Annotated in this window: 21 protein-coding genes; 14 read left to right on the forward strand and 7 right to left on the reverse strand. The window is 53.2% G+C overall.

Features of this window, described 5'->3' with window-relative positions:
• The first annotated feature begins 43 nt into the window (after positions 1-43).
• From DK507_RS11360 to DK507_RS11375, 4 genes are all read left to right on the forward strand, one after another.
• The gene (locus tag DK507_RS11360; protein WP_162559021.1) at positions 44-1,843 is read left to right on the forward strand and encodes a hypothetical protein; all 1,800 of its coding nucleotides are present in this window, start codon (positions 44-46) and stop codon (positions 1,841-1,843) included.
• A gap of 185 nt (positions 1,844-2,028) precedes the next feature.
• Positions 2,029-4,152, forward strand: a complete 2,124-nt coding sequence (locus tag DK507_RS11365) for a prolyl oligopeptidase family serine peptidase (protein ID WP_109356508.1) — start codon at positions 2,029-2,031, stop codon at positions 4,150-4,152.
• Positions 4,149-5,381 (forward strand): DUF819 domain-containing protein, encoded by a 1,233-nt coding sequence (locus DK507_RS11370; RefSeq protein WP_109356509.1) that lies wholly within the window; start codon positions 4,149-4,151, stop codon positions 5,379-5,381. Before DK507_RS11365 ends, DK507_RS11370 begins: the two co-directional genes overlap by 4 nt.
• Positions 5,378-6,094, forward strand: a complete 717-nt coding sequence (locus tag DK507_RS11375; RefSeq protein WP_109356510.1) for a Type 1 glutamine amidotransferase-like domain-containing protein — start codon at positions 5,378-5,380, stop codon at positions 6,092-6,094. Before DK507_RS11370 ends, DK507_RS11375 begins: the two co-directional genes overlap by 4 nt.
• A gap of 45 nt (positions 6,095-6,139) precedes the next feature.
• On the opposite strand, the gene DK507_RS11380 is transcribed toward DK507_RS11375, so the two are convergent.
• Positions 6,140-7,036, reverse strand: coding sequence for a LysR family transcriptional regulator (locus tag DK507_RS11380; protein WP_109356511.1), 897 nt, complete (start codon positions 7,034-7,036; stop codon positions 6,140-6,142).
• A 159-nt stretch (positions 7,037-7,195) separates the two neighbouring features.
• Here DK507_RS11380 and DK507_RS11385 point away from each other — a divergent pair, with 159 nt between their 5' ends.
• The 3 genes from DK507_RS11385 (at position 7,196) to DK507_RS11395 (ending at position 11,328) form a co-directional block, all read left to right on the forward strand.
• Positions 7,196-8,095: a TonB-dependent siderophore receptor gene (locus DK507_RS11385; protein WP_109356512.1), complete on the forward strand. Its 900-nt coding sequence runs from the start codon at positions 7,196-7,198 to the stop codon at positions 8,093-8,095.
• A complete protein-coding gene (locus DK507_RS11390) occupies positions 8,002-10,248 on the forward strand; it encodes a TonB-dependent receptor (RefSeq protein ID WP_162559022.1) in 2,247 nt (748 codons plus the stop codon). Before DK507_RS11385 ends, DK507_RS11390 begins: the two co-directional genes overlap by 94 nt.
• A 114-nt stretch (positions 10,249-10,362) precedes the next feature.
• Positions 10,363-11,328, forward strand: coding sequence for a hypothetical protein (locus DK507_RS11395; protein WP_162559023.1), 966 nt, complete (start codon positions 10,363-10,365; stop codon positions 11,326-11,328).
• A 65-nt stretch (positions 11,329-11,393) separates the two neighbouring features.
• Here DK507_RS11395 and DK507_RS11400 read toward each other — a convergent pair whose 3' ends face one another.
• Entirely contained in the window at positions 11,394-12,296 is a 903-nt protein-coding gene (locus DK507_RS11400) for a prephenate dehydratase (RefSeq protein ID WP_109356515.1), read from the reverse strand.
• Between the two features lie 220 nt (positions 12,297-12,516).
• Here DK507_RS11400 and DK507_RS11405 point away from each other — a divergent pair, with 220 nt between their 5' ends.
• Entirely contained in the window at positions 12,517-13,158 is a 642-nt protein-coding gene (locus DK507_RS11405; protein ID WP_109356516.1) for a cytochrome c family protein, read from the forward strand.
• A 29-nt stretch (positions 13,159-13,187) separates the two neighbouring features.
• On the opposite strand, the gene DK507_RS11410 is transcribed toward DK507_RS11405, so the two are convergent.
• Both DK507_RS11410 and DK507_RS11415 read right to left on the reverse strand, forming a co-directional pair.
• Positions 13,188-14,057 (reverse strand): TIGR00730 family Rossman fold protein, encoded by an 870-nt coding sequence (locus tag DK507_RS11410; RefSeq protein ID WP_109356517.1) that lies wholly within the window; start codon positions 14,055-14,057, stop codon positions 13,188-13,190.
• Positions 14,058-14,125: 68 nt separating this feature from the next.
• On the reverse strand, positions 14,126-14,791 hold the full coding sequence (locus DK507_RS11415; RefSeq protein ID WP_109356518.1) for an extensin family protein: 666 nt from the start codon (positions 14,789-14,791) through the stop codon (positions 14,126-14,128).
• Positions 14,792-15,043: 252 nt separating this feature from the next.
• Here DK507_RS11415 and DK507_RS11425 point away from each other — a divergent pair, with 252 nt between their 5' ends.
• From DK507_RS11425 to DK507_RS11445, 5 genes are all read left to right on the forward strand, one after another.
• The gene (locus tag DK507_RS11425) at positions 15,044-16,213 is read left to right on the forward strand and encodes a phosphoserine transaminase (protein WP_109356520.1); all 1,170 of its coding nucleotides are present in this window, start codon (positions 15,044-15,046) and stop codon (positions 16,211-16,213) included.
• Between the two features lie 107 nt (positions 16,214-16,320).
• Complete coding sequence (serA, locus tag DK507_RS11430) at positions 16,321-17,904, forward strand: phosphoglycerate dehydrogenase (RefSeq protein WP_109357641.1); 1,584 nt, start codon at positions 16,321-16,323, stop codon at positions 17,902-17,904.
• A 59-nt stretch (positions 17,905-17,963) separates the two neighbouring features.
• Entirely contained in the window at positions 17,964-19,079 is a 1,116-nt protein-coding gene (locus DK507_RS11435) for an ATP phosphoribosyltransferase regulatory subunit (protein ID WP_109356521.1), read from the forward strand.
• 18 nt (positions 19,080-19,097) lie between these two features.
• Positions 19,098-20,387: an adenylosuccinate synthase gene (locus DK507_RS11440; protein ID WP_109356522.1), complete on the forward strand. Its 1,290-nt coding sequence runs from the start codon at positions 19,098-19,100 to the stop codon at positions 20,385-20,387.
• Entirely contained in the window at positions 20,377-20,925 is a 549-nt protein-coding gene (locus DK507_RS11445; RefSeq protein ID WP_174209040.1) for a murein L,D-transpeptidase family protein, read from the forward strand. The genes DK507_RS11440 and DK507_RS11445 overlap by 11 nt, the downstream gene beginning before the upstream one ends.
• Before the next feature lie 15 nt (positions 20,926-20,940).
• Here DK507_RS11445 and DK507_RS11450 read toward each other — a convergent pair whose 3' ends face one another.
• The gene (locus DK507_RS11450; protein ID WP_109356523.1) at positions 20,941-22,362 is read right to left on the reverse strand and encodes a short-chain fatty acyl-CoA regulator family protein; all 1,422 of its coding nucleotides are present in this window, start codon (positions 22,360-22,362) and stop codon (positions 20,941-20,943) included.
• 199 nt (positions 22,363-22,561) lie between these two features.
• Between DK507_RS11450 and DK507_RS11455 the strand changes: the two genes are divergently transcribed.
• Complete coding sequence (locus DK507_RS11455; protein ID WP_109356524.1) at positions 22,562-24,154, forward strand: isocitrate lyase; 1,593 nt, start codon at positions 22,562-22,564, stop codon at positions 24,152-24,154.
• Between the two features lie 75 nt (positions 24,155-24,229).
• Here the strand turns inward: DK507_RS11455 and DK507_RS11460 are convergent, their stop codons facing one another.
• Together DK507_RS11460 and DK507_RS11465 are read right to left on the reverse strand one after the other, a co-directional pair.
• On the reverse strand, positions 24,230-25,162 hold the full coding sequence (locus DK507_RS11460) for a hypothetical protein (protein WP_109356525.1): 933 nt from the start codon (positions 25,160-25,162) through the stop codon (positions 24,230-24,232).
• The gene (locus DK507_RS11465; protein ID WP_109356526.1) at positions 25,135-26,058 is read right to left on the reverse strand and encodes a lipopolysaccharide assembly protein LapB; all 924 of its coding nucleotides are present in this window, start codon (positions 26,056-26,058) and stop codon (positions 25,135-25,137) included. Before DK507_RS11465 ends, DK507_RS11460 begins: the two co-directional genes overlap by 28 nt.
• Positions 26,059-26,071: the final 13 nt, after the last annotated feature.

Below are 26,071 nucleotides of genomic sequence, written 5' to 3' on the forward strand. Positions count from 1 at the left end.
CTGTTTCTCTGAGGAAGATTTGGTAACGGGGGGATTGAAAGACTTGTTTAGTCTCAGGGCATCGATCTGGAAAATATGTATCACCGGCCTGCTGGCGGTTCTCGTATATCCTTATGCAGCGGCTTTTGCGCAGACCACCAATATTCCTTCCGGCACCGTGATAAACAGCTATGCTCAGGTCGTCTCAATCACTTCGACTAATGTCCAGCTATCCAGCAGCAGCGGTTTCACCGCAAATAGCCGGGCACTGATAGTGCAGATGAAAGGGGCCTCCGTCACGCGAAACGACGATGCTGCCCATGGCGATATTACCGCATATAATAGTGCCGGACGCTTTGAATATGTCAAAATCGTTTCGGTTTCCGGAAATACGGTCACTCTATCCGATGCTCCCACGGTGTCTTTTTCTACCGGTGGCTCCTTACAGATGATCAGCGTGCCCGTTTTTGACAGCCTGAACCTGAACCAGACGGTCGTGCCACAGGCCTGGAACGGGCGAATTGGCGGTGTGGTAGCATTTGATGTGGTCGGGACCTTGACATTGGGCGCAGATATCAATGCGACAGGTCGGGGATTTCGTGGCGGTGCGTTGGCAACATCAACACCTTTTGATAGCTGTGGGTCGGATCAATTCAACTATACCGGCATCATGCAGGCGGGGACGGGCAACAAGGGCGAAGGTGTCGTGCCTGGCGCATCTGCTCATGAGGCCCGACGCGGACATAATGGCAATGGCGGTGGTGGCGGAAATATTACCGATGCCGGCGGCGGCGGCGGCGGCAACATTGGTGCCGGCGGCCTGGGTGGCCGTGAACTGGACTTGTGTGACGATGACGGCAATTTCGGCGGTCTTGGTGGCCAAGCCCTGGATTATTCTCCCAACAACCGACTGTTCATGGGCGGCGGCGGTGGATCGGGATCGGAAGTCTCGCAGGCTGAAAGCGGAGGCGATCGCAGCGGTGGCGGGCTTATCTTTGTCCGGGTGGACCTCCTTGTAGGCAATGGCGGCCGGATGATTGCGGACGGCCTGTCGGCCCTTGCGGATAATTTCAATGGTTCGGACGGTGGCGGCGCGGGCGGAGCGATCGCGCTATCTGTCATTACCGGTATATCAGGATCTCCTGTTTTCAGCGTTGCCGGAGGCGAAGGCGGCGATGAAGCCAATGATCAATTCGCCCATGGTACCGGCGGAGGCGGCGGTGGCGGTGCAATCAGGCTATTTGGCGCAACCTGTGCTGCGATCACACCGATGGTTAGCGGTGGTTCTGCTGGAACGAGCGTGCTGGGCAGCAATGTTGGTGACCCCAATTGGGGAGCGATTGATGGCGGTCCGGGCAATTGTCAGGGCAATTTTTCGGAACTTGGGCGCACGTCATCAATTGATCCGGCCAAGTTGAACGTCATCAAAACCTCTTCCGTCTATACGGGCAGTGGCACCAGCAGCGGCTTTTCCATACCGGGCGAAGATATTATCTACACAATTGTCGTCCAGAATGTCGGCGGCGGGCCGGGTGGAGAAGATAGCGTCTTCATCATCGACCAGTTGCCCAGTCAGATGGCTTTTCTGAACGATGATATCGATAATGGCGGACCGGACAATTTCCCCGGCAGTGACCCGATCGTGTTTGTCGACAATGGCAGCACATTAAGCCTTGATTACAATAATGACGTCGCTTTCTCCAACCAGCCGACCATGCCGGTATCTTTCGCGGACTGTGGCTATGAACCCGTGAGCGGCTACGATCCGGCGGTCACATATATTTGCATTAATCCCAAGGGCGTATTTGCACGTCCCCAACCCACTTCGGAATTTTCCGTATTATTGCGGGCAAGAATCAACTGACTAGCGGCATTGCTGGTCCCTGAAAATGACGATAACAACGCCATATTGTTTTCGATGTGCACAGTAGTTCGGCCGAGAGGGTGATCTTGCCGAAAACGCATGATGACATTCGAATTATGAATTGGCGACCTGTGGCATTTGTATGCATCATGACAATTCTTTGAACATAAAGAAGGGTGAGGGGCATGGCGATCATCAGAAACTTACGCGTTGCGAGTTCCACGGCAGTTCTGTTGTTGGGGGTCGGCATGACTGTCTCAACGCCGCTACAGGCAGCCGAGAAATCTGAAAAAACAACGGTAAGTCCAGTTGCGTTTATCGAGATGCCGCGGCTGGATGACCCCATGCTTTCTGCGGACGGTAAGAAAATCGTCATGGTCCAATCCGCGGTGGATTGGGCAGAGAATGAGCGGGTTGATGCTTACAACCTGATTGATGTCGAAACTGGAGACTTGCGGGTAATTCCGCGCAGCGAGATTGAGGATGACAGCCTGTCGGCCGCACAATGGGCCCCGGACAGTTCCGGTTTCGTGGCAACGTTGAAACGTGAAGATGACGAAAAGGCTGCTGCCTATTTTTACGATATCGAAAGCAAAAGCCTGACCAAATTGTTCGAACATCCCGAGAATGTCTCTGACATCAAATGGACGACTGATGGTCGCACGATCTATTTTCGGATGCGACGTGACGAAAAGAAAACCAAGGAAGACAAGGCGCGAGAAATAGCGTCTTATGATGTTTCCATTCCGATGGAACTCTGGCGTTACCAGAGGGACGAGAAGATATCGGAGCCGGTTCTGGCCGGCCCGTTCAGCGTTCGCCATTTTTCCCTGTCGGCTGATGATAGTCAAATTATCTACAGCCGCATGCCAGAGGGTGCAGGTTATGCCAGTCACCACCGGGAATTGTGGCTGCGTGATATCGCGACCGGTAGCGATACCCGCCTGACCGAGAATGGATATCATGAAGCGGAAGCGCAACTATCGCCTGATGGGACGCGATTTGCGTTTATCGCCACCGTTAATGAAAAGGGCGAAGGTTATTATGAAGACAATCTGTTTGTTCAGGCCATAGGATCATCACAGCCAAAATTGTTGCTTCCGAACGAGCCCATGGAAGTTCTTGATTTCGCGTGGAATAAACAGGGTTCGGAAATTTTCATATTGGGCAATACGGGCGTGCGCACCAATCTGTTTCGACTGAATTTGGGCAGCAGTCGGCTGACACCGATTACCAAGGGCGATCATGCGTTGGGAGACTGGCGCTATAGTCCGGAGACCGACACGCATATCATGCTGCTTACTGATGCGCGGAGTCCCGGTGAGGTTTACATAAAGAGAAAAGGCGGTCCGCTTGAAAAGGTCAGCAGGATCCATGACGAATGGACAGAACATGTCCGGCTTCCCCAGCAGCAGGTTTTTCAATGGACGGCGCGAGATGGCACATCGCTTGAGGGCCTGTTGATACCGCCAGTGGGCTATCAGTCCGATGGAAAATATCCGCTGGTCACAATCACGCACGGCGGGCCGCGCTCATCTTCGCAATTTGGATCCTGGAATACCTCACGATATGCAAGCGTTCTCGCAGGGCAGGGATATGCGGTTTTCCTGCCCAATCATCGAGGCGGAACCGGCTATGGCGATGCCTTCATGCGCGACATGGTCGGCAACTATTTCCGCAACTCGCATCTCGATGTTCTGGACGGTATTGATGCCCTGGTCACACAGGGTATTGCCGACCCAGACCGGCTGGTGAAAATGGGCTGGAGTGCCGGCGGCCATATGACCAATAAGCTGATCACCTATACTGATCGTTTCAGGGCGGCATCATCCGGTGCCGGTGCCTCCAGCTGGATATCCATGTACGGGGAGAGTGACGTACGCCACAATCGCACGCCCTGGTTTGGCGGTGCCCCGTGGCAGGAAAATGCACCGCTGGATAGTTACATCGCCCAGTCACCATTGAAAGATGCGTGGAAAGTGAAAACACCGACCTTGTTCTTCAACGGTGGCAACGACGTACGGGTGCCGCCTACCCAGCAGATCATGATGTACCGGGGCGTCCGGGCGGCCGGTGCACCGACAAGCCTCTATGTTGCCGAGGGTGAGCCGCATGGTTTTCGCAAGCCCTTTAACCAGCTGTTCAAGATCAATACAGAACTTGCCTGGTATGCCAAACATGTCCTCGATAAAGACTATCAACCTGTTCTGCCACCGATAGAGCCTGAGGTAGAGGAAGAAGATACCAAGGAAGAGGAGGAGCAGGAAATTCCGGAAGAACAAAAGGTTAGTGAAGAGACCGTCCAATGACATTGCCGCTGGATAATGTCGCGAGCTTTGGTGTCCTTTGCACTATATTGGGTATCCTGTTTTTTCTCAAAAACCGGGGCGGTTTCTGGGATCGGTTTTTCGTTTTCATTCCCATCGTATTGCTCTGCTACCTGATCCCCTCACTGCTTCGCAGCTTTGGTATTGTGGCATCGGCCGATGACGGTTTGTGGCAGGTGGCCAAGGATTATTTTCTGCCCGCAGCGTTGATATTGATGACATTGAGCATCGACCTCAAAGCCATTATGGGCCTTGGATCCAAGGCGCTCATCATGTTTTTCACTGCCACTATCGGCATCATCATCGGTGGGCCTATCGCGATCCTGATTGTGGGTTCGTTTAGTCCGGAGACTGTTGGTGGTGAAGGGGCTGATGCAGTATGGCGCGGTCTTGCAACACTGGCCGGCAGCTGGATCGGCGGCGGTGCCAATCAGACAGCGATGCTGGAAGTCTATGGCTATAATCCAGAGCGTTACGGCGCCATGGTCGCTGTCGACATCGTCATTGCCAATATCTGGATGGCATTTCTGCTTTATGGTGCTGGTAATGTTGAGAAAGTGGACCGCTGGCTAAAGGCAGACTCTAGTGCGATAGAAAATTTGCGAGACAAGATGGCGAATTTTACCCTGTCTGTTGAACGCACGTCTACCACATCGGAAATCATGCTGTTGCTCGCGGTGGCTTTTGGCGGGGTCGGTCTATCTCATCTCCTGGGTGGTTTTCTGTCCGGTGCTTTCGAAGCCATACCTGCTTTTACTGACAGTTTTCTGGCGGGTAAATTCTTCTGGATAGTGGTGATTGCGACCACTTTGGGCGTAGCACTCAGCTTTACCAAGGCGCGCGACCTTGAAGGAGCGGGTGCTTCCAAGTTCGGAACTGTTCTTATATTTCTGCTGGTCGCTATTATCGGCACCAAGATGGATATTTTCCAAATGGCTGATGCGCCGATGCTCTTCCTCGTCGGGTTCATCTGGATGTTGTTCCACAGCATATTGTTGATCGTGGTCGCCAAGATGATCCGGGCTCCGTTTTTCTTTGTCGCGGTGGGTAGTAAAGCGAATGTCGGTGGTGCAGCGTCAGCCCCTGTAGTTGCGGCGGCCTTTCATCCTGCGCTCGCCCCCGTCGGGGTCCTGCTCGCGGTGCTTGGTTATGCGCTGGGCACTTATGGGGCGATCTTGTGCGCGCAGCTGATGCAGGCGGTTGCTCCATGACAGCTGTTTCCCGGCAATTTTTTGGCATAAGTGATTCTGCGTCCCTGTTTGTGGCGGAAGATGCCGAACCCGCCATGGCGAAAAAACTTGTCTCTCTGTCGAAAAAGACAAATCCTGTTATTTGTTATGTGGGCGCTGCGAAAGGTGACCGGCAGGATCGAATTGCTGAATTCCTCACGTTGGCCGAGCGGATTGATGCAGTGCCTCATGTACTCAGTTTGTTTAATCCCCCGACGGGTGATCCCAGTCTGTTTTTTGCCGGCGTCGATATCGTTTTTATGGACGGAGGATCGACCCGTAACCTGATGGCGATTTTTGAGGAATGGGGTGTCGTGGATGCCTTGCGCAATGCTTATGAAGAAGGCGTGATAATTGCCGGTGCGAGTGCTGGTCTCAATATCATGTTTGATTGGAATATTACGGACTCGGTGAAGTCAGAGCTCGCTCCACTACAGGGGTACGGGTTCTTGAACGGCAGTGTTTGTGTGCATTATGATGTAAACCCTGGCCGGCAATCAATATTTCAAGATTTCCTAGCCAATGGTGAGGCAGTCTTTCCAGCCTTCGCGATTGACGAGGGGGTTGCCATTCATTTCGAAAACGAAAATATCAGATCCGTGTTTTCCATCAGTGATACTGCCGGTTTGCAACAGATATCGAAACAGAATGGCGCACTTGTTTCCTCGCGATTTACCGTTCAGCGCATCGGCTGATGTTCAAAAAAAGCGCTTCTTCCGGAATCGGAGTGATGAAGCTTGTCAGTCCGGCTGCTTGAGCTTTTCCCAAATATCAGAAACGATGGGGTTTCCATTACTCGCGGCACAGTAGATACGAATAGATAGGTCTGTCGTATGATTACTTGGCACGAGACGCAGTCCTTGCTCCGCGGGATCTCCCGGAACAACGGTTTCTGGCAACCATGATATTCCGAATCCATTTTGCGTTGCCGCCAATATGCTTTCAACCAAAGCTGCTCGATACACGATGTTTAGTCTCTTTCTAAAACGCGCTTTGCCAAGCAACTGCTCAAAAATCCGGGACATGAAGGAAGTGTTGGAATAGGCGACATAGGGGATGGATTCGAAACCATCCTCCCGTAGATCAATCGGAGCAGAATCGATGCTTTGATATGGACGCAAGTGGTGGCGTTCAATTTCGATACTAGGGAATTGTACCGGATCGAAATCGAACGAGATCGAGTCATGATGATATGAGATGAAGAAATCACTGGCCCCGTTGTGAAGACTGGTCAGATAGTCTTCGGCCGCACGGGTTTCGGCAATGATCAGGGTAGAAAATGGCGACGTCACCCCATGCCAGGAATTTATCAGCTCAGGTACAAATTTTAACGCCAGAGTATGCAGACTGGAAATCGTGATGCTGTTTTTACCGATTTTTGAGTATTCATTCGCAACCGCACGCGCTTCGTAACACTGATCGACAATATTTCTGGCGGTATTGATAAAATCTTCCCCCGCGGGCGTCAGCTTGATGGGGTGTGCTGAACGGTTGAAAAGAGGTGTGCCAATCCACGACTCCAGCGCCTGAATACGACGACTTAAAGCGGACTGAGTAACGAACCGTGCCTCTGCAGCATGGGCAAAGTGTCCCTTCTCGGCAACACTAATGAAATCTTCCAGCCACTTTAGTTCCAAGAAAAATGTCCTTTTTCAGAATCTTGCGTTTTTCGCATCGTATCATTCCAATTATGAATTTGAAGTCATTTTTTATGATGTCAGACCGGGGTCGGAGGAACAATGGCTCAGTAACAGCTGGGATTGTGCAACAAAATTGTCTCGAGGGGGATATATCAGATGATAAAGTTACGTAACATACTAAAATGTTCAACCGTACTAGTGGCGGCAACCAGTATCCCGGCTCTGGCTCAAGAGGTGCCGGACACGGAACAGGCTGAGGCAAGCGCAGGCGACGATCTGATTGTTGTTACGGGGTCGCGTATCGAACGGCGGGCCGAAGAATCGTCTATCCCGCTACAGGTATTCAGCGCAGATGATATTGAAGAAACAGGCAAGACGGATCTGGCGGAAATCATCACGCAGCTTCCGGGTGTAGGTGATGGCGTTTCGGTTCAGAACAGCAACAATTCTATCCAAAATAATGGCCTTTCCACGATCAGCTTGCGGCGGTTGGGCGACGACAGAACGCTTGTCTTGATTAACGGTAAGCGGGCTGTGTCCAACTCGGGCAATGGTGATCGCGTCAGCCTTGGCACTATTCCAGCAGGCTTCGTAAAGCGTGCCGAAATCACAACCGGCGGTGCATCCGCGATTTATGGTTCTGATGCTATCGCAGGTGTTGCGAACTTCATTCTCGAAGACTCTTTTGAAGGCATCGATTTCGATGTCCGCTTTTCGGCTCCCGATGCAAGCGGCGGCGAAGAGCTGCGCCTCGAAGGTCTCTATGGCACCAGATTTGCAGATGACCGTGGATATATTCTGCTCGGTGCAAGCTATCGGGATGAGAATGAGATTTTGATCGATTCCAGTCGTCCTTTAGCTGCGGCTGCGCTAGAGTTTGATGATCCAGCTGATGCTTCCCGGGATTCCTTCGCCAATGAGGTAAATGCGCCGGGTTGTGATCCCGATAATACTGATCGGCATTGCGCATTTTACCTTCGTTCGACTCCGATCTTCCAGGTGGTGTTTTTGAAGGTGATGCCTGGTTCAGAGATGGTCAGTGGTTTAATGACGTAGCGCGTGATGATCCTAGTGGTTTTGGTCGTCTGCCCGCTGATCGCGAGCCGGGACAAGATTTTCTGGGAGACTTTGATGGTATCAATGATCGTTTGGGCCAGTCCCTGCGCTCGAAACGCGAAATACTTAATCTTGGTTTTCATGGGAAATATGAGTTCTCCGACGTGGTTACCGCATCGCTGACTGCCCTCTATTCCGATGTAGACACAGTCAGTCGCAATGGCATCGAAGATGCCGGCAGTGGAGAATCTTACGGTATTTTAAACGGTGTGCCTGATGTATTCAATGTTCGCCGAATGGCTTCGGACCATCCATTCATCCCGCCGGAAGTTGAGGTTACGCGAAGCGGTACTGTATCGTGGATCAGATCCTTTCCGGAAGTTGGTGAAGAGCAACGCATCAACAGCCGTGAAACGATCCGCTTAATGGGTGATCTGGATGGCCAGTTGACGGATGCAATCAGATGGAACGCTTTCGCGACCTATGGCGAATGGAAGCAACGGGCAATTAATGTGGGTGAGATCAATCTTCAAAATGTAGATTTTGCTCTGGACATCGAAGACAATGGTGCGGGTGGTTTTCAATGCGCCGATGCAACCGCCCGTCAAAATGGCTGTGTGCCGTTAGATCTTTTTGGCGAAGGAAGTGTATCTCCCGAAGCCGCAGAATATATCAGCTACACAGGCGACGCTTCGCAAAAACGAACCCAGTTTACGGCTGGTGGATCAATCAATGGTGATCTTTTCTCTATAAATGACCGCAATGTGAAATTTGCTGCCGGCGTTGAGTATCGCCGGGAAACGCAGAGCACGAGAGGCGATCGTGATGGTGATTTGGTCGGCGGTGTCGATGGTGATCCGACAACCAATGATGTCTTCGTTACGACCCACTCTACTTTCCCCAGTATCACGGCAAATTATGACGTTGTAGAAGGTTTTGTAGAAATTGATGTACCGTTGTTTGAAACCGTAAATGTCAGCGGTGCCGCTCGCATCGCCGAATATTCTACCGTCGGAACGATTTTCAGCCTGAATGCCGGACTTGTTTGGCAGATGAACGATGATCTAAGATTTCGCACACAATTTTCGCGATCTCAGCGTGCACCAAACATTACCGAGTTTTTCTCGCCAGCGCGGCCTGACGGCGATGATCTTCAGGACCCTTGCGAGGGTTTGAATCCGGATGGAACCGGCATTTCAGCACCATCAAGTCCAGGTGGAGAGAATGCAAACCTTGCTACCATTGCACAAAACTGTCTGGCTGAGGCTGGAATTCAGGCTTATTTTGCCGATCCCGACAATCAGGATGCAGCCGGTGTGCCCGATGCTTTTGATGCGCCAGGTGCTACGCAGGGTCCAAATGCCGGTAACCAGAATCTTCAGGAAGAAACCGCGAATACATTTACCGCCGGTTTCGTGCTCACTCCGTCGGCTATTCCAAACTTTACCTTTGTGGCCGACTACTACCGGATCAGCATCAAAGATGCGATTGGTTCAGTCAGCACGCAAAATACCGTTGATCTTTGCTATGCTGCGGATGATTTTCCGAATAACCGGTTCTGCGACGTGATCACCAGAAACGCTCTGGACGGCAGTGTTGATGAGGTGATTAACTTTCAAGAAAACCTGAATAACGAGCTGGTCGAGGGTATAGACGCAACGATGCGGTGGAGCCGTATTGAACTACCGGTTATTCCCGGCCGTTTCGATATCGACTTCCGCTATTCCCACTATTTCAAGGATCAAACGACGTTCACCGGTATTGGCGGCGTAACGGTGTTGGATACTCCATTAGGAGAAATCGATAATGGTGAAGACGAACTTCGCTTGCGCTTGGGTTATCGGAACGGTGGTTTCCGAATGACTTACACGCTCAATTATGAAGCGGGTGGTATAGACAGTAATGACGCTGCAAATCCTGACGACGATCGCTTCTTCCGCGTGAGTGACGAAACTTTTCATGATGTTTACGCACGCTATCGTTTCGGTCCCGATGACCGTTATACAATCTATGGCGGCGTGAATAATATCTTCAATAATTTCGGTCCACTCATACCAACAGGCACTGATTCAGGCAGCAGTCTTAACATCACGAACGACGTGAATGATGCCGTTGGCCGTGAGTTTTTCCTCGGTGCAAGCGTTCGCTTCTAGGATCGAAAAGAAATAGACCGGCCGTCTGCGGGGGCGATCATGGCCGGACATGACCTCCAAGTCTTATCCTTTAGGGGCTTGGAGGTCATAAATTTAATCAAGAATGGTATGCCGATGAACATCCGATATCTTGCAGTGGTCAGCAGTTTGGTCTTCATATCCGGTGGCTACGTCTCTGCTTTTGCCAATGCCGCGCCGCCTGACAGTAAAGCTACTGAGCGACCAGCCGAGTACCGTTTCCACAGCGTCACCTCAACCGCACCGCCGGAAATCCTTGCGCTGAAATCCGGAGAGATTAACCGGTTTGTCTTCACAAAGTGGGCGGGCCCCGATTTGCCGGTTTGGGTATATTTGCCTGATGGCATTGATTTGTCGCGCGCGCCTGTCCTGTTCATGATGCACGGCAACAAGCGCGATCCCCACCGCTATCTCAGGGAATGGCGAGAACCTGCTCAGAAAAACGGCCTGATCGTTGTTGCGCCGGAATTTTCCCAGCGGGATTTTCCAAAATCCGCGGGCTATAATCTCGGCAATGTCTTCCGGAAAGAAACTGAAGGACGGCAAGATGAATCCATCTGGTCCTTCAGCGCCATTGAACCGATTTTCGATCGTGTAAAACAGGCTGTTGGAAGCCAGCAGACGCAATATAGCATATACGGCCACTCGGCCGGCGCTCAATTTGTGCACCGGTATCTTTATTATAAACCCGATGCGCCGGTGAAACAGTATATCGCCGCCAATGCAGGCTGGTACACACGGCCCGATGTGGCAGAAGTATATCCTTATGGACTGGCTGGGGCTGGTATCTCTGAAGAGATGTTAAAGGCGGCGTTGAGCAAAAACGTCCTGCTGCTGTTGGGGGATAAGGACAATGATCCCAATCATAAAAGCCTGCGACGGAGCCCGGAAGCCATGAAGCAGGGACCGCATCGTTTCGCTCGCGGTCTATCTTACCATGAATTCGGCAAACAGAAGGCCGATGAATATGCCTTGCCCTTTGGTTGGAGAGTAAAGGTTGTTCCCGGTGTTGCCCATTCCAACGGTTTGATGGCCAGGGCCGCTGCCCCTTCTGTGAACTAGGTTTCCAGATCGTTTATGAAATGTAGAAACCGGTCTGCGCTTTCCCTGCGTAGTGACCGGTCATATTAGGAGCGCGGTCGTCCCTGTCGATAGGTACCGAGCAGGCGGACTTCGTTGCAGTGAAAATGCAATTCTTCCAGAGCCCGGTCAACTGCCGGGTCACCAAGACCGCCTTCTATATCAGCGTAGAATTTCGAGGCTGAGAAACTGCCACCTTCCTGATAACTTTCCAGTTTTGTCATGTTGACACCATTGGTCGCGAAGCCGCCCATCGCCTTGTAGAGTGCGGCGGGGATGTTTTTTACTTCAAAGATGAAGGTGGTCATTAACTGAAAATCATCAGGACCATTGCTCTCTGGCATTACAGCATCAGAGGCGAGCAAGACAAAGCGCGTCATGTTATGATCTTCATCCTCTATCGCATTGGCAATGGGTTGCAGGCCGTAAATCTCTGCAGCGAGCGGCGGGGCAATCGCGGCAGCTTGGGGATCCTCCTGCTGCGCGACATAAGCTGCAGCAGCTGCGGTATCGGCGTAGGCGACGGGAATAATGTCACGGGCGCGCAGATAGTGGCGGCATTGACCCAGTGCTTGTGGATGACTCATTGCTGTTTTGATCTTTGCGTCTTCGGATTTTGCCATCAGGCAGTGGCGAATCCGCATGAAGTGCTCCGCAACAATATGCAGACCCGATTCGGGCAGCAGGAAATGGATGTCAGCAACCCTTCCATGCAGGCTGTTCTCAATAGGGATTATTGCGGATCCGGCTATGCCCTGCTTCACCGCATCAAGTGCATCTTCAAATGAAAAACAGGGCAGAGGCAAGCAATCCGGGGCATATTCCATGGCTGCCAGATGGGAATTGGCACCTGGTGCGCCTTGAAACGCGATCGTCTTGGCAGGAGCCTCTGCTGCCGTTGCGGTCATTTTATCGACCATGGCCAGGGCGTTGCGCGGGAAGCTGTTCATGACGCTATCATTTCCTGTTTTGTGCACCCGTTTGTCAAAGGTCGCGATTGCCGTACAAAATGCGTCTGCGCAAGACCTGATCGCACTTGGCGAAACTGGCGCAACAATATTAGCATCTATACGTGTAATTGAGGTCTTGCTTTGAACCGGCGGTCTTATTAGAGAAAGCCCAAAGTTTTGACAGGCTGCTCCTGTCGGTAACGCAGGGATTTTAGACAAGATGGACAATAACAACACCATTGCTGGCTGGGTATTGGCAGGCGGAATTGCAGCGCTTGGTTTTTCGATCCTGAGCGGCAAATATTTCCACGCTGACAAGAATGAGCGTCCGGAAACGATGGGTTTCGCAATTGAAGGTGTAGAATCATCAGACGGCGGTGCGGAAGAAGTGCCGATGAGCATGATGCTCGCCAAGGCTGACGTTGCAGCGGGTGAGGCCGTATTCAGGAAATGTGTTGCCTGCCACACAATCAATGAAGGCGGTGCCAATGGCATTGGACCAAATTTGTGGAACTCGTTCGGCAAATCGCACGGCCATGTTGCCGGCTTTGCCTATAGTGATGCTCTGTCGTCCGTTGAAGGTAACTGGAATTTCGACAATATGAATGCCTGGCTGATTTCCCCGCGGAAATATGCGCCCGGTACAAAAATGACCTTCGCCGGCCTCAGCAAGCCTGAAGATCGCGCCAATGTTATCGCCTACATGAATGCACAAGGCTCAAACCTGCCTTATCCTGAGCCACCTGCCGCCGAAGAAGCGCCAGCAGAGGGTGAAGCTGTCGCCGAGGCCGAAGCTGATGCTGCAGCAACCGAAGTGGCAGAAGAAACCGTGGCAGCCGACGAAGCAGCTGCTGCGGAATAAGCCTTTGCAGTTAAGTTTTCTGTGAGCGACTAGCCGCAGTCGAGATCGTAAAAATCCTGGATAATCTGCCAGGCTTCATCAGCTGTTTCGACAAACTGGAATAGGTCCAGATCCTTTGCGCTGATGGTCCCTTCTTCGGCCAAAGCATCGAAATTGATAATCCGATTCCAGAAATCCTTTCCAAACAGGATGATCGGGAGCGGTTCCATCTTGCCAGTCTGAACGAGTGTTAGCAGCTCGAAAAACTCGTCAAATGTTCCAAACCCGCCAGGGAATACCGCAACGGCTCTGGCGCGTAGCAGGAAGTGCATCTTGCGCAGCGCGAAATAGTGGAACTGGAAACTGAGAGACGGGGTGACATATTCATTGGGTGCCTGCTCGTGCGGCAGGACGATGTTCAGGCCGATCGATTCTTTGCCCGCGTCGGTTGCGCCGCGATTGGCGGCTTCCATTATGGAGGGGCCGCCACCTGAGCAAACTACGAAGTCGCGTTTTCCATTTTCCTCGATACCGCAATCACTGGCCAACTGCCCCAGTCTGCGCGCTTCATCATAATATTTCGATTTTTCTTTCAGCCGCTGGGCAGTCTTCAAAGACGCTTCATCTGTCGCTGCTTCAATCAGCGCATCGGCCTTGCTAGGTTCGGGAATGCGCGCGGAGCCATACATGACCAGCGTCGAGCCGATACCGGCCTCATCGAGCAGCATTTCGGGCTTGAGCAATTCCAGCTGGAACCGGACAGGGCGCAATTCCTCGCGCAGCAGGAAGTCATTATCCTGGAAAGCGAGTGTATAGGCGGGGTCTTCGGTCTGAGGGGTGCTTAAAGCTTGTTGTTTGGCGAAATCTGCTTCTTGTTTTGCCCGATAGAAGCGGCGATCGTGTAAATCTTTATTTGTCATAGCTCCGCCCTAGAGCATAGCTATGTGACTTGCCAATGAACTTAATGGTTTATCTGCAAAATATCAGTTTAACGGCAATAGCCGTTGCCGCCCATGTCGAAATGGAAATGATCATGGTGCGCGGCATTGAAATCAGGGCTGAGTACAGTACCGAACCGACGACAGGCGCTTTTGTGGATGGCGCGCAGGAATTTCTTCTCCTGCCGTCCGCTGTTCCAGTTTTTGGTCAGCGTAATGCGGCGACCATCGGCCAGCACAAAGCCGGACACGTCAATCGCATTGGCGCGCCCATGTTCTGACAGGCGATTGGAGCCGGCCACACGGCGGCAGCTGTAGCTGCCCATGGTTTCGATTCGGACCAGTTCACTTCCCAAATATTGCCTGGCAGCACGTCTAACCGCATATTCGGTCCATGCAGCAAATTTGTTCGCCAGCTCGCATCTTACCGGGCCGAGGTTTGAAACTTCAGTACGGCGTCCAACGTCCAGCATGGTAATGGCGTCTATCTGGCTACATCCACCGGAGAAATTCTGATTGGGTAGGGGTGAAAAACGAACACCGGCATTGCGCAAATCACCGAAACATTGTCGGGCGCTGGGACTCGGATCGATCTTCACACTACCACTTGATGGTCGTTTGCTATCTGGTATGCCGCAAGCGCTCAGCGCGAGTGACAGAAAACCGAGAATCAAAAAATTACGCTTAACTGGCGCTTTTACACATGGCTTTTTCATAAAAACTGCTTGACGAAGCGATCCTAAATCAGAGCTGAAGAACAGTAGCTATACCGGTTTTTCAGCCAAAAAGGATGCGTTTTGCGACAAACGGAATTTTTCTCTCCCAATGTCCCAGTCGGATCATCTCAAAAATGCCGTTTTGATAAAAGCTTATATATTGCTGCTTGACTTGCTGCGCTGCAACAACCATTGCGGCGACGGGCCACGCGGTCCCAACGCCGCGCGAGCTCTCTGTAAGGAGAAGCATACATGACTGATACTATGTTACCGCAACCCGAGTTGCGTCCAAATTGCCCGAATTTTTCTTCGGGCCCTACCGCCAAATTTCCTGGCTGGTCTCTCGATAAATTGAACACCGTGGCCATGGGCCGTTCTCATCGCTCCGCGACAGGTAAGGGCCGGCTGAAATATGCCATCGACCTGAGTCGTGAGTTGCTTGGTATCCCCGACGACTATCTGATCGGCATTGTTCCGGCGTCCGATACCGGCGCTGTTGAATTGGCGATGTGGAATATGCTCGGCGCGCGTCCGGTTACGGTTGCGGCCTGGGAAAGCTTCGGCAATGTCTGGATTCAGGATGCGGTCAAACAATTGAAGCCAGCCGACCTCACGGTCCTCGAAGCCGATTATGGCGAAATTCCCGACCTGACCCAGATCGACAAGGGCGATGATATTGTCTTCACCTGGAATGGTACGACATCGGGTGCGAAAATTCCGGATACCGACTGGATTGCCGACGACCGCGATGGCGTGACCATCAACGATGCAACCAGCGCCGTGTTCGCGCAGCCTATGGACTGGGCGAAACTCGATGCCACCACCTATAGCTGGCAGAAAGTCATGGGATCGGAAGCCGGTCACGGCATGCTGATCCTCAGCCCGCGCGCGGTTGAACGGATTGAAAGCTACAGCCCGAGCTGGCCGCTGCCGAAAATCTTCCGCGTGAAGAAGGGTGATAAATTGAACCGCTCTATCTTCGAAGGAGCAACGATCAACACGCCATCCTTGCTGGCGACCGAAGATTATATCGCCTCGCTCGAATGGGCCAAATCCATTGGTGGTTTGCCAGAGCTGCATGCCAGAGCCGATCGCAATGCGAAAATCGTGCATGACTGGATAGAAGCGACACCATGGCTTCGCAACATGGTCAGCGATCCCGCAAAGTGGACGAACACCGGCGTTTGCATGATGTTCCAGGGTGATTGGTATGATGGTCTGAATGATGACCAAAAAGCCGCTGTGCCCAAGAAGATTGCCGGCCTGCTTGAAGAGATGAATATCGGCTATGACTTTAACGGTTACCGTGATGCGCCGCCAAGCTTGCGTATCTGGTGCGGTTCGACCGTTGAGGAAGAAGATGTCCGCCGCCTTTTGCCCTGGATTGAATGGGCCTATGCGCAGGTCAAAGCCGAGATTTAATTTATCGCGTCATTCCTGCGGAAGCCGGAATCTCCTCGCATAACAGCGCCAAGATTATGGAGATCCCGGCCTCTGCCGGGATGACGGAAATCAAGAAGAGATTTTCTATGCCAAAAGTACTTATATCCGACAAAATGGATCCCAAAGCCGCCGAAATTTTCCGTGAGCGCGGCGTTGAGGTGGATGAGATTACGGGACAAACACCCGAAGAATTGATGCAGATCGTCGGTGACTATGATGGTCTTGCCATCCGGTCGTCCACCAAGGTGACGCCGGAAATTTTGGAAGCTGCGACCAATCTGAAAGTGGTTGGCCGCGCCGGTATTGGTGTCGACAATGTCGATATCCCAGCGGCATCGACCAAAGGTGTGGTGGTTATGAACACCCCGTTCGGTAACAGCATTACGACCGCGGAACATGCCATTGCGATGATGTTTGCTTTGGCCCGTCAGCTGCCTTCTGCTGATGCCTCAACCCAGGCTGGCAAATGGGAGAAATCCAAATTCATGGGTGTCGAGCTGACCAACAAGACGCTGGGTTTGATCGGTGCAGGCAATATTGGTTCGATCGTTGCCGAACGTGCCATTGGCCTGCGCATGAAGGTTGTCGCTTATGATCCGTTCCTTACTGCAGAGCGTGCGGTTGAGATCGGGATTGAGAAAGTGACGCTGGACGAGCTGCTGGAGCGTGCTGATTTTATCACCATGCACACGCCGTTGACGGACCAGACCCGCAATATCATGTCAGCCGAGGCGATTGCCAAAACCAAGCCCGGTGTACGGATCATAAACTGTGCCCGCGGTGGTTTGATTGATGAAGCGGCTCTGAAAGAGGCTTTGGAATCCGGTCATGTCGCAGGCGCTGCGCTGGATGTTTATGCGGAAGAGCCGGCAAAGGAAAATGCGCTCTTTGGAACGCCGAACCTTATTTGTACGCCACATTTGGGCGCATCGACCAGCGAGGCACAGGTTAATGTTGCCATCCAGGTGGCCGAGCAGATGGCCGATTATCTGGTCAATGGCGGCGTTGAAAATGCGCTCAATATGCCTAGTCTCTCGGCAGAACAGGCACCGAAGCTCAAACCTTACATGGTGCTCGCAAATCAGCTGGGTTCATTGATCGGCCAGCTATCAAGCAGCTCGCTGAAAGGCATTTCGGTAGAAGTTGAAGGCGCAGCCGCCGAGCTGGATCCTAAACCCATAACAGCCGCTGTTCTCGCCGGACTAATGGCTGCCTATAGCGACTCTGTGAACATGGTGAACGCACCTTATCTCGCAAAGGAACGCGGCCTTGATGTCCGCGAAGTGCGCCATGACCGCGAGGGCGACTATCACACTCTGGTCCGCGTGTCGGTAACCACGGATGAGGGCGAGAAATCGGTCGCAGGAACGCTGTTCGGTTCTTCCGGTCCGCGTTTGGTTGAAATGTTCGGCATCAAGGTTGAGGCTGATCTGGAAGGCGACATGCTCTATATCGTCAATCAGGATCAACCCGGTTTCATCGGAAGCGTCGGTTCCACATTGGGCGAGGCAGGGGTCAATATCGGCACCTTCCATCTGGGTCGCCGTGCAGATGCACCTGGAGGAGAAGCTGTATTGCTGCTTTCCATCGATTCGCCTGTCGAAGAACCCGTGCTGTGGTCCGTTTGTCAGCTGGAAGGTGTGAAAACGGTCAAAGCCCTGCGCTTCTAGACAGAAGAACAAAAAACCGGTGGCCTGAGCGCGTGCTTAGGCTATGGAGACGAAAGTCTATGCAAAAGCTGTCTAACTTGCTGCCCGAAGGCTTTCACGATTCCCTGCCGCCCCATGCCGAAGCAGGGTCGCGTCTGGAACGTGACGTTCTCGATACGCTGGCCAGCCATGGCTATGCGCGGGTGTCTCCGCCTTTGGTGGAATATGAAGATGTGCTGACGGGTCGGATGACCGGATCGGCGAAAAGCGATCTGATGCGCTTTGTCGATCCGATTTCGCAGCGGACTTTGGCGCTCCGACCGGATGTGACCATGCAGATTGGCCGGATCGCCGCGACCAGCCTGTCGGAGGCAGCACGTCCCTTGCGTCTCAGCTATTCAGGGCAGGTATTGAAGTTGCGCTCTGGTCAATTGCGCCCGGAGCGTAGCCGCCTGCAAATCGGTGCAGAACTGATCGGAACCGATAGCGTCGCGGCGGCAAGTGAAATTGTATCGGTCGCAATCGAGGCGTTGAGCCGTGCCGGTCTGACCGGTATTACTGTGGATTTCACCATGCCGGATCTGGTTGACATATTGTCTGCCGGACCGTTGCCGTTGAGCGCCGCACAGGCGGCCGAGGTGCGCAGCGAACTGGATATGAAAGATGCTGGCGGTCTGACGGAGCTGGGTGCCGTCGGCTACTTGCCGCTGATTGAAGCGACAGGGCCTTTTGACGACGCCATGGCCAAGATGCGATCTTTTGACAGCGACAATCTGTTGGCATCGCGGCTGGATGGCATCGCTGCTATTGCTGCGAATATCGAGGACAAGGCAAATCTGACTCTTGATCCGACCGAGCGGCACGGCTTTGAATATCAAAACTGGTTTGGCTTTACGCTGTTTGCAGAGGGTTTTGTCGGCGCGATGGGACGCGGTGGTAGTTATGAAGTACCGGCATCTGATGGTGGGACTGAAAATGCGGTCGGTTTTTCGCTCTATCCCAGCCCGCTGATCGATGCCGGTTTCAGTGCAAAGGCCAAGGATATTCTGTTCTTGCCACTAGGGCATGACAGTGAAGTGGCGGCTTCGCTACGAGCAAAGGGATGGCGCACGGTTGCGGCCCTTTCAGATAGCGATGATGCCGAGGCATTGGGGTGCACCCACCATCTGGATGGCGAGAAGCCGGTAGCAATTTAACAGGAAGAATTTTCAGATATGGCCAATGTAACGGTTATCGGTGCCCAATGGGGTGATGAGGGCAAAGGCAAGATTGTCGACTGGTTGTCGGAACGCGCGGATGTCGTGGTCCGGTTTCAGGGCGGTCACAATGCCGGCCATACACTGGTTGTGGACGGCAAAGTCTACAAGCTTTCCCTCTTGCCATCCGGTATTGTACGCGGCGCATTGTCGATTATCGGAAACGGCGTCGTGCTTGATCCCTGGCACTTGCGCGATGAAATTGAAAAGCTGAGCAAACAGGGTGTCGCGATCAATGCCGATAATTTCGGGATCGCTGAAAACTGCCCGCTGATCCTGCCTATTCACCGCGATCTTGATGCGTTGCGCGAAGATGCGAGCGGTAAGGGCAAGATTGGCACCACGCGCCGCGGCATTGGCCCGGCCTATGAAGACAAGGTAGGCCGTCGTTCGATCCGGGTATGTGATCTCGCCTATCTCGATGATCTGGGTCCACAACTGGACCGGTTATGCGCTCATCATGATGCACTGCGCGCCGGTTTTGGCGAGAAGCCGGTGGACCGGGAGCGTTTGCTGGCCGACCTCAGAGAGATTGCGGATAGCGTGCTGCAATATGCGCAACCGGTCTGGAAACGGCTGAACGAGGCGCGCAAGCGTGGTGATCGGATATTGTTTGAAGGTGCGCAGGGCGTGCTGCTGGACGTCGATCACGGCACCTATCCGTTTGTGACCAGCTCCAACACTATCTCTGGCACAGCCGCTGGTGGGTCTGGCATTGGGCCGTCGGCAACCGGTTATGTGCTTGGCATTGTGAAGGCCTACACGACGCGTGTCGGGTCAGGCCCGTTTCCAACGGAATTGGCTAACGACATCGGTCAACGTCTCGGCGAACGGGGCCATGAATTTGGCACCAATACCGGACGGCAACGGCGCTGCGGCTGGTTTGATGCGGTGCTGGTCCGACAGGCTCTGGCAGTATCCGGGGTCAGCGGTATTGCGCTGACCAAGCTCGACGTCCTCGACGGCTTTGAAGAATTGAAAATCTGCGTCGGTTATGATCTCAATGGTGTGACCTATGACTATCTGCCGCCGCATCATCAGGATCAGGAAGCAGTGACGCCGATTTATGAAAGCATGCCGGGCTGGAGCGAATCCACCGCCGGCGCGCGCAGCTGGGCTGATCTTCCGGCGCAGGCGATCAAATATATCAAGCGCGTGGAAGAACTGATCCAGTGCCCGGTGGCGCTTGTTTCTACCTCTCCCGAGCGGGAAGACACGATTTTGGTGACCGATCCCTTTGCAGACTAGGTTTGCCTTGCTTCTGGCGCTGGCGGCCGTCGGCGGATGTGCCGCTGGGGTAGAAAACACAGAGGCCAGGCAACAGGTAGATGATAGAGCGATCGCGCTTCCAATCATTCCAGCCGGGACCAAAGCCGACAGCATCTTGGTCGATAAAAGCGATCGCACTTTGATCCTCTATAAAGCGGACAAGGAAATTGCCCGCTATGAAGGCATCCGTTTTGGCAATGCACCGGATGGCCATAAACGCTTTGAGGGCGATGAGCGTACACCCGAAGGGCGCTACACCATCAACGGTCGCAACCCTGGCAGCAGCTACCATCTAAGCCTTCGCATATCCTATCCCAACACCGCTGACCGCGCTTATGCCGAAGCGAGAGGAAAATCACCGGGCGGTGATATTTTTATTCACGGTCAACCTAACGGTCGGGATGGACCGACGATGAAATCGGATTGGACCGATGGCTGTATCGCATTGAGCAACGCAGAGATTGAACAGATCTGGGAAGTGGTGCCCGACGGGGCGGCAATTACCATACAACCTTAGATTCCTTCCGACCACTCAACTATGCGAAAAGCCAAAGGGTGTGTTGGCTTGCCGATAGTCATCGGACAAAATCTGCCGGCCAATGGGGGGTGCCGAGCGGGCTCGGCATTTTGTGCGATGACATAGCCGGCAGGTGACGCCTATGGGCGTGGCGCTCTCCGGGCTGATGTCTGGTCGGTCGCGAGTGTAGATCAGACGGTCAGCATGTTCTGCCGCGCAGCCCAATGCGATGGCGCGTTCAACACGCTGTGTGCCAAAGGCGCCGCCGCCAGCAGTCACGGTTCTGGCAATCGAAAAGAATCGCTCCCCATCGGGAAGCTCCAGCCACTGGGTAATCACCTGTCGCGGGCTGCGAAATGCCTGATGCACCGACCACAGCGGACAGGCTCCGCCGTGACGAGCAAAGGGAAAGCCGGCGCCGTCCAATCGTTTGGAAACATTGCCGGCAGGATCCACCCGAATGAAGAAGAACGGAACGCGCTCCTGACCAGGCTTTTGAAGTGTGGTCAGACGGTGAGCGGTTTGTTCGAAACTGGTGCCGAATTGGCGGGCAAGGGCTTCAACATCATAGTGACGTGTTTCGACTGCTTTGGCGAAGGCGGAATAGGGCATGAGCAAAGCCGCTGCGGCATAGCCGGTAAGGGCGCGTCGGGTCAGCCTTTCGCCGCTTTCCGTGGTGAAGCTACCCTCTTTCAGCACCGCATCGATTTCACCGTTCAGTTCCAGATAGGACAATTGCAGAGCCAGTTGAAACATCTGGCTGGCGTTATCCAGCTGGTCGTCGATCAATATCTGACGCCGGTGGCGGTCGAGGCGCCGGGTTGCACCCATCATGACATCCGAAGGGAGGCGGCGTACTTGCAGGCCATGCTTGTCGTTCAGATGAGCTATCATGCTGTCCTGTCCGTTTACGGTCTCGGCCAGGCGTTCGGCAGCGTCGTCAATATTGGAAAAGCTATTGCGGCGAGCGGCAAGATAGCGGCGGGCTTGCGCCACTGGATCGGCAGCATCCGGATCGACGCTACTGCCATCTGTGCGGGCACTGGTATCTTTATCGGCCAGTGCCAATTGTTCTTCCCGATAGGCAGTGTAAAGGCGCAGCATGGCCTCGGTAAAACCGGGATAGCTGGTCGCGACATCCGCGGTGTCGAGCTGCGGAAAGTCAATATCCGCGAACATCGGGTCTTTAAGGACCGCCTCCAGCCGCGCGGTATATTCCTCACCGCCATCGCCCGCCAGCTCTGCCATGTCGATTTTATACGTCCGGGCGAGGCGCAGCAGCATATCGGCCGTAAAGGGACGTTGATTACGCTCCAATAAGGCGACATAGGAGGCTGATATCTCAAGATCGGCGGCCATATCCGCCTGTGTAAGACCAAGATCACGACGAAGCCTTTTCAGGCGGGGGCCCATATAGACCGGGCGTTCACTGGACATGATGGGCTCTAGGCATGTGTTTCCGAATCACCTGTTTGTAATATCCTTACAACTATACAACAATATTTTGTAAAGCGTTACAGTTAAACTTCACAGCGCTTCGGAACCGGCCCTGTGCGGCGTACAACGGGGCATAGCTTTCGTGAACAACGATTCGCGGACACCGCTTAAACTGCCGAATTTTTAAAGGAGCATGACGATGTCATATCAAGAATATATCAATCAGACGAACGCGCTGATCCAGAAACAGAACGGAACATGGGAGGGTATCGACTCTGAAGCCGTTGCCCGGATGCGTTTGCAGAACCGTTTCCACACCGGCCTCGATATCGCCAAATATACCGCAAAAATCATGCGTGAAGATATGGCAGCCTATGATGCTGATCCTGCCAACTACACCCAGTCGCTGGGCTGCTGGCACGGCTTTATCGGTCAACAGAAGATGATTTCGATCAAGAAGCATTTTGGCAATACGAAACGACGCTATCTCTACCTCTCCGGCTGGATGGTTGCCGCTTTGCGCAGCGAATTTGGTCCACTTCCTGATCAGTCCATGCACGAGAAAACATCCGTGCCCGCTCTGATTGAAGAGCTTTATACCTTCCTGCGTCAGGCTGATGCCCGTGAACTGGGCGGCTTGTTCCGCGATATTGATGCGGCGCGCGATGCGGGTGATGTCGTAACCGAAAAACGCCTGATGAACGAAGTTGAAAATCATCAGACCCACGTTGTTCCCATCATCGCTGATATTGACGCTGGCTTTGGTAATGCAGAAGCAACCTATCTTCTCGCCAAGAAAATGATCGAGGCTGGTGCATGTGCCCTTCAGATCGAAAACCAGGTGTCTGACGAGAAGCAATGTGGTCACCAGGACGGCAAAGTCACCGTGCCACATGAAGACTTCCTCGCGAAGGTTCGCGCTTGTCGCTATGCGTTCCTTGAGCTGGGCGTTGAAGATGGCATCATCGTTACACGTACCGACTCTCTGGGCGCAGGCCTGACCAAGCAGATTGCGGTGAGCAATGAGCCCGGCGATCTTGGTGACCAATATAACAGCTTCCTTGATTGCGAAGAAATTGATCCGGCAACTGCGCAAAATGGCGATGTTATCCTGAACCGTGATGGCAAGATGATGCGTCCGAAGCGTTTGCCAAGCAATCTCTTCCAGTTCCGCGCCGGAACCGGTGAAGACCGCTGTGTGCTCGATTGCATTACCTCGCTGCAGCACGGCGCCGACCTGCTCTGGATCGAAACCGAGAAACCGCATGTTGAGCAGATTGCCGGCATGGTTGACCGGATCCGTGAAGTTATGCCGAATGCAAAGCTGGTTTATAACAACTCGCCATCATTCAACTGGACGCTGAATTTCCGTCAGCAGGTTTATGATGCATGGGCAGCCGAAGGCAAAGACGTCACCGCTTATGATCGTGCGAACCTGATGAGCGTGGAATATGATGGCACCGAATTGGCCGCCGATGCCGATGAACGTATCCGTACGTTCCAAGCTGATGGTGCAAAACGGGCTGGTATTTTCCACCACCTGATCACCCTGCCGACCTATCACACGGCTGCTCTGTCGACCGATAATCTTGCGAAAGAATATTTCGGTGAGCAAGGCATGCTGGGTTATGTTCTTAACGTTCAGCGCGAAGAAATTCGCCAGGGCATTGCCTGCGTGAAGCATCAAAACATGGCCGGTTCAGATATCGGTGATGATCACAAGGAATATTTCGCTGGCGACGCGGCCCTGAAAGCGGGCGGCGCCGACAACACGATGAACCAGTTTGGCTAGTCGTTGGATTGCAGACGGAATAAAAACGGCCCGGAGATTTGATCCCCGGGCCGTTTTTCTTTGTAATATGACTTGCTAGTTCACCGTTTTCTTCAATGCAGCCTTGAGCATTTCCGGATCATATAGCGACAGATGTTGCTTATCGCTGACCAGCTTTCTGGTCTTTCGATAGCTGTTTTCCCATTGACGCAAGGCTTGGTTGAAGTCCGCGCTGCTCTTGGTATCCTGCAATGTGCCAAGCTGCCGACTGGACGATACAAGCGCATCCCGTTCTTTGTTCAGCCTTTTCCCGGCATAGCGTTCGTGGATCAATCCCAGTCGATGGCGTGCGGAAGCGAGCAGCAGATGGGAAAGCTTCAAGTGCCCCTTTTGTCGGGCTTCCTTTGCAGCAAGCACGGCCTGGTCCACTGCTATCAGTTGGCTTTCGACTGTTAATGCGATCCGGTTATTGGCAGGTGCTGCGGTCAAAGAGCGTACATAATGGGCGAGAGCGGCAAGAACCGCTGGTGTTGGCTCCTGTCCATTAAACTCCTCCACGATGAGATCGCGGATGAACTTTTCTAGCTCGTTGCTATCCGTGGCGCGAGAGATCTTCCCGGGAACTGTAAGATCCGGAATCTTTACCGGATCGAATATCGCATTGCCGCGATGGGAACTGAAAAAGCTGCTGGTGACGTCCGCTGTTCCGGGTTCCCCGGAAACGTTGGGAAACTGGAAAGCCGGGTTGTCACGGCCATTTTCATGGCAACTCGCGCAGGATAAGCCCGCCTTGGCGGCCTGACCGCCCAGCAATGTCGGCGTGTGAAACAAGGCTTCACCCGCCAGCATCTGCTCGTCTTGTGCCAAAGCTTCTCGCTCTGGCTCAGTGGTCAGCGCGGTGAAATGCTGGCCCGGGTCAAGCCATTCCATGGCCTGAATAAACGGGCGATCAGCGGCATGTGCAACCGCTGCACAGGTTAAACTGATCGCTGCGCTATATTTTAGGAAACGGACGCTTCGCCGATCCACCGGCGCAATTCCTCTGCTTCATAGCAACCAAAACTGCACAGGCTTTCCAGTCTGGCCAGTTTCTTTTTCGCACCAGCAAGATCGCCGCGTTCGACCATCAGCTCGCCATAATATTCCGTGGCTCCGCGATGTTCGGGCGCAACAGCCAATGCTGTCTGATAATATTGCTCAGCACGGTCGAAATTTTTGAGCTTGCGATTGGCGAAGCCGAGATAGGTCAGGATGTCGGGATGGGGGCCAAAGGTCATTGATGCGAGTTGCAGCTCTGCAATCGCAGCTTCATATTTCTTTTCGTTGATCAATGCGACGGCGCCCATATAGGCCAGATCGCCATTGCCGATGCTGGCAAATTCAATACTGTCGGCCGGTTGATAGCTGGCAGAACCGCCGCCGTTCATCGTCGCTTTGACTTTCGCAATTGCCTTGGTCAGTTCCGCCTTTTGTGCGCAGCTATTGCCGCAGGCGCTGTCTTTGGCTGTCAGCTTACCGAGAGAAGCCTTTGCTTTGTCGGCCATATCAAGCTTGTGATAAGTGATCGCGAGATCGCGATGCGCCTCGATTAAATTGCCATTATATTTGACCGCTTTTTCCAGTGGCTTGCGCGCTTTTTTGTAGTTGCCTTGTCCAATATAGCTGACGCCGAGCAGATATTGGGCATTGGCGTTGCGCGGTGCGACGCTGAGTGAGCGTTTGAATGACCGGATTGCTTTTTTATGATCTTTGGCTTTTAGGGCATTAATACCTTTTTGATATTCGGCCGACGCGTCATATTTCGGAGCGCTGCTGCTGGGCGCTGATCCACCGCCCCCTCCGCCACCAGCGGCGATAGCCGATCCTGGATTAAATGCGAGTGTTGTTGCTGCACCCAGAATCGCGGCTGATTTGAAAATATGCATGCTGTTTCCTTCT

It is taken from the genome of Sphingorhabdus sp. EL138 (assembly GCF_900258045.1).
GTDB lineage: Bacteria > Pseudomonadota > Alphaproteobacteria > Sphingomonadales > Sphingomonadaceae > Parasphingorhabdus.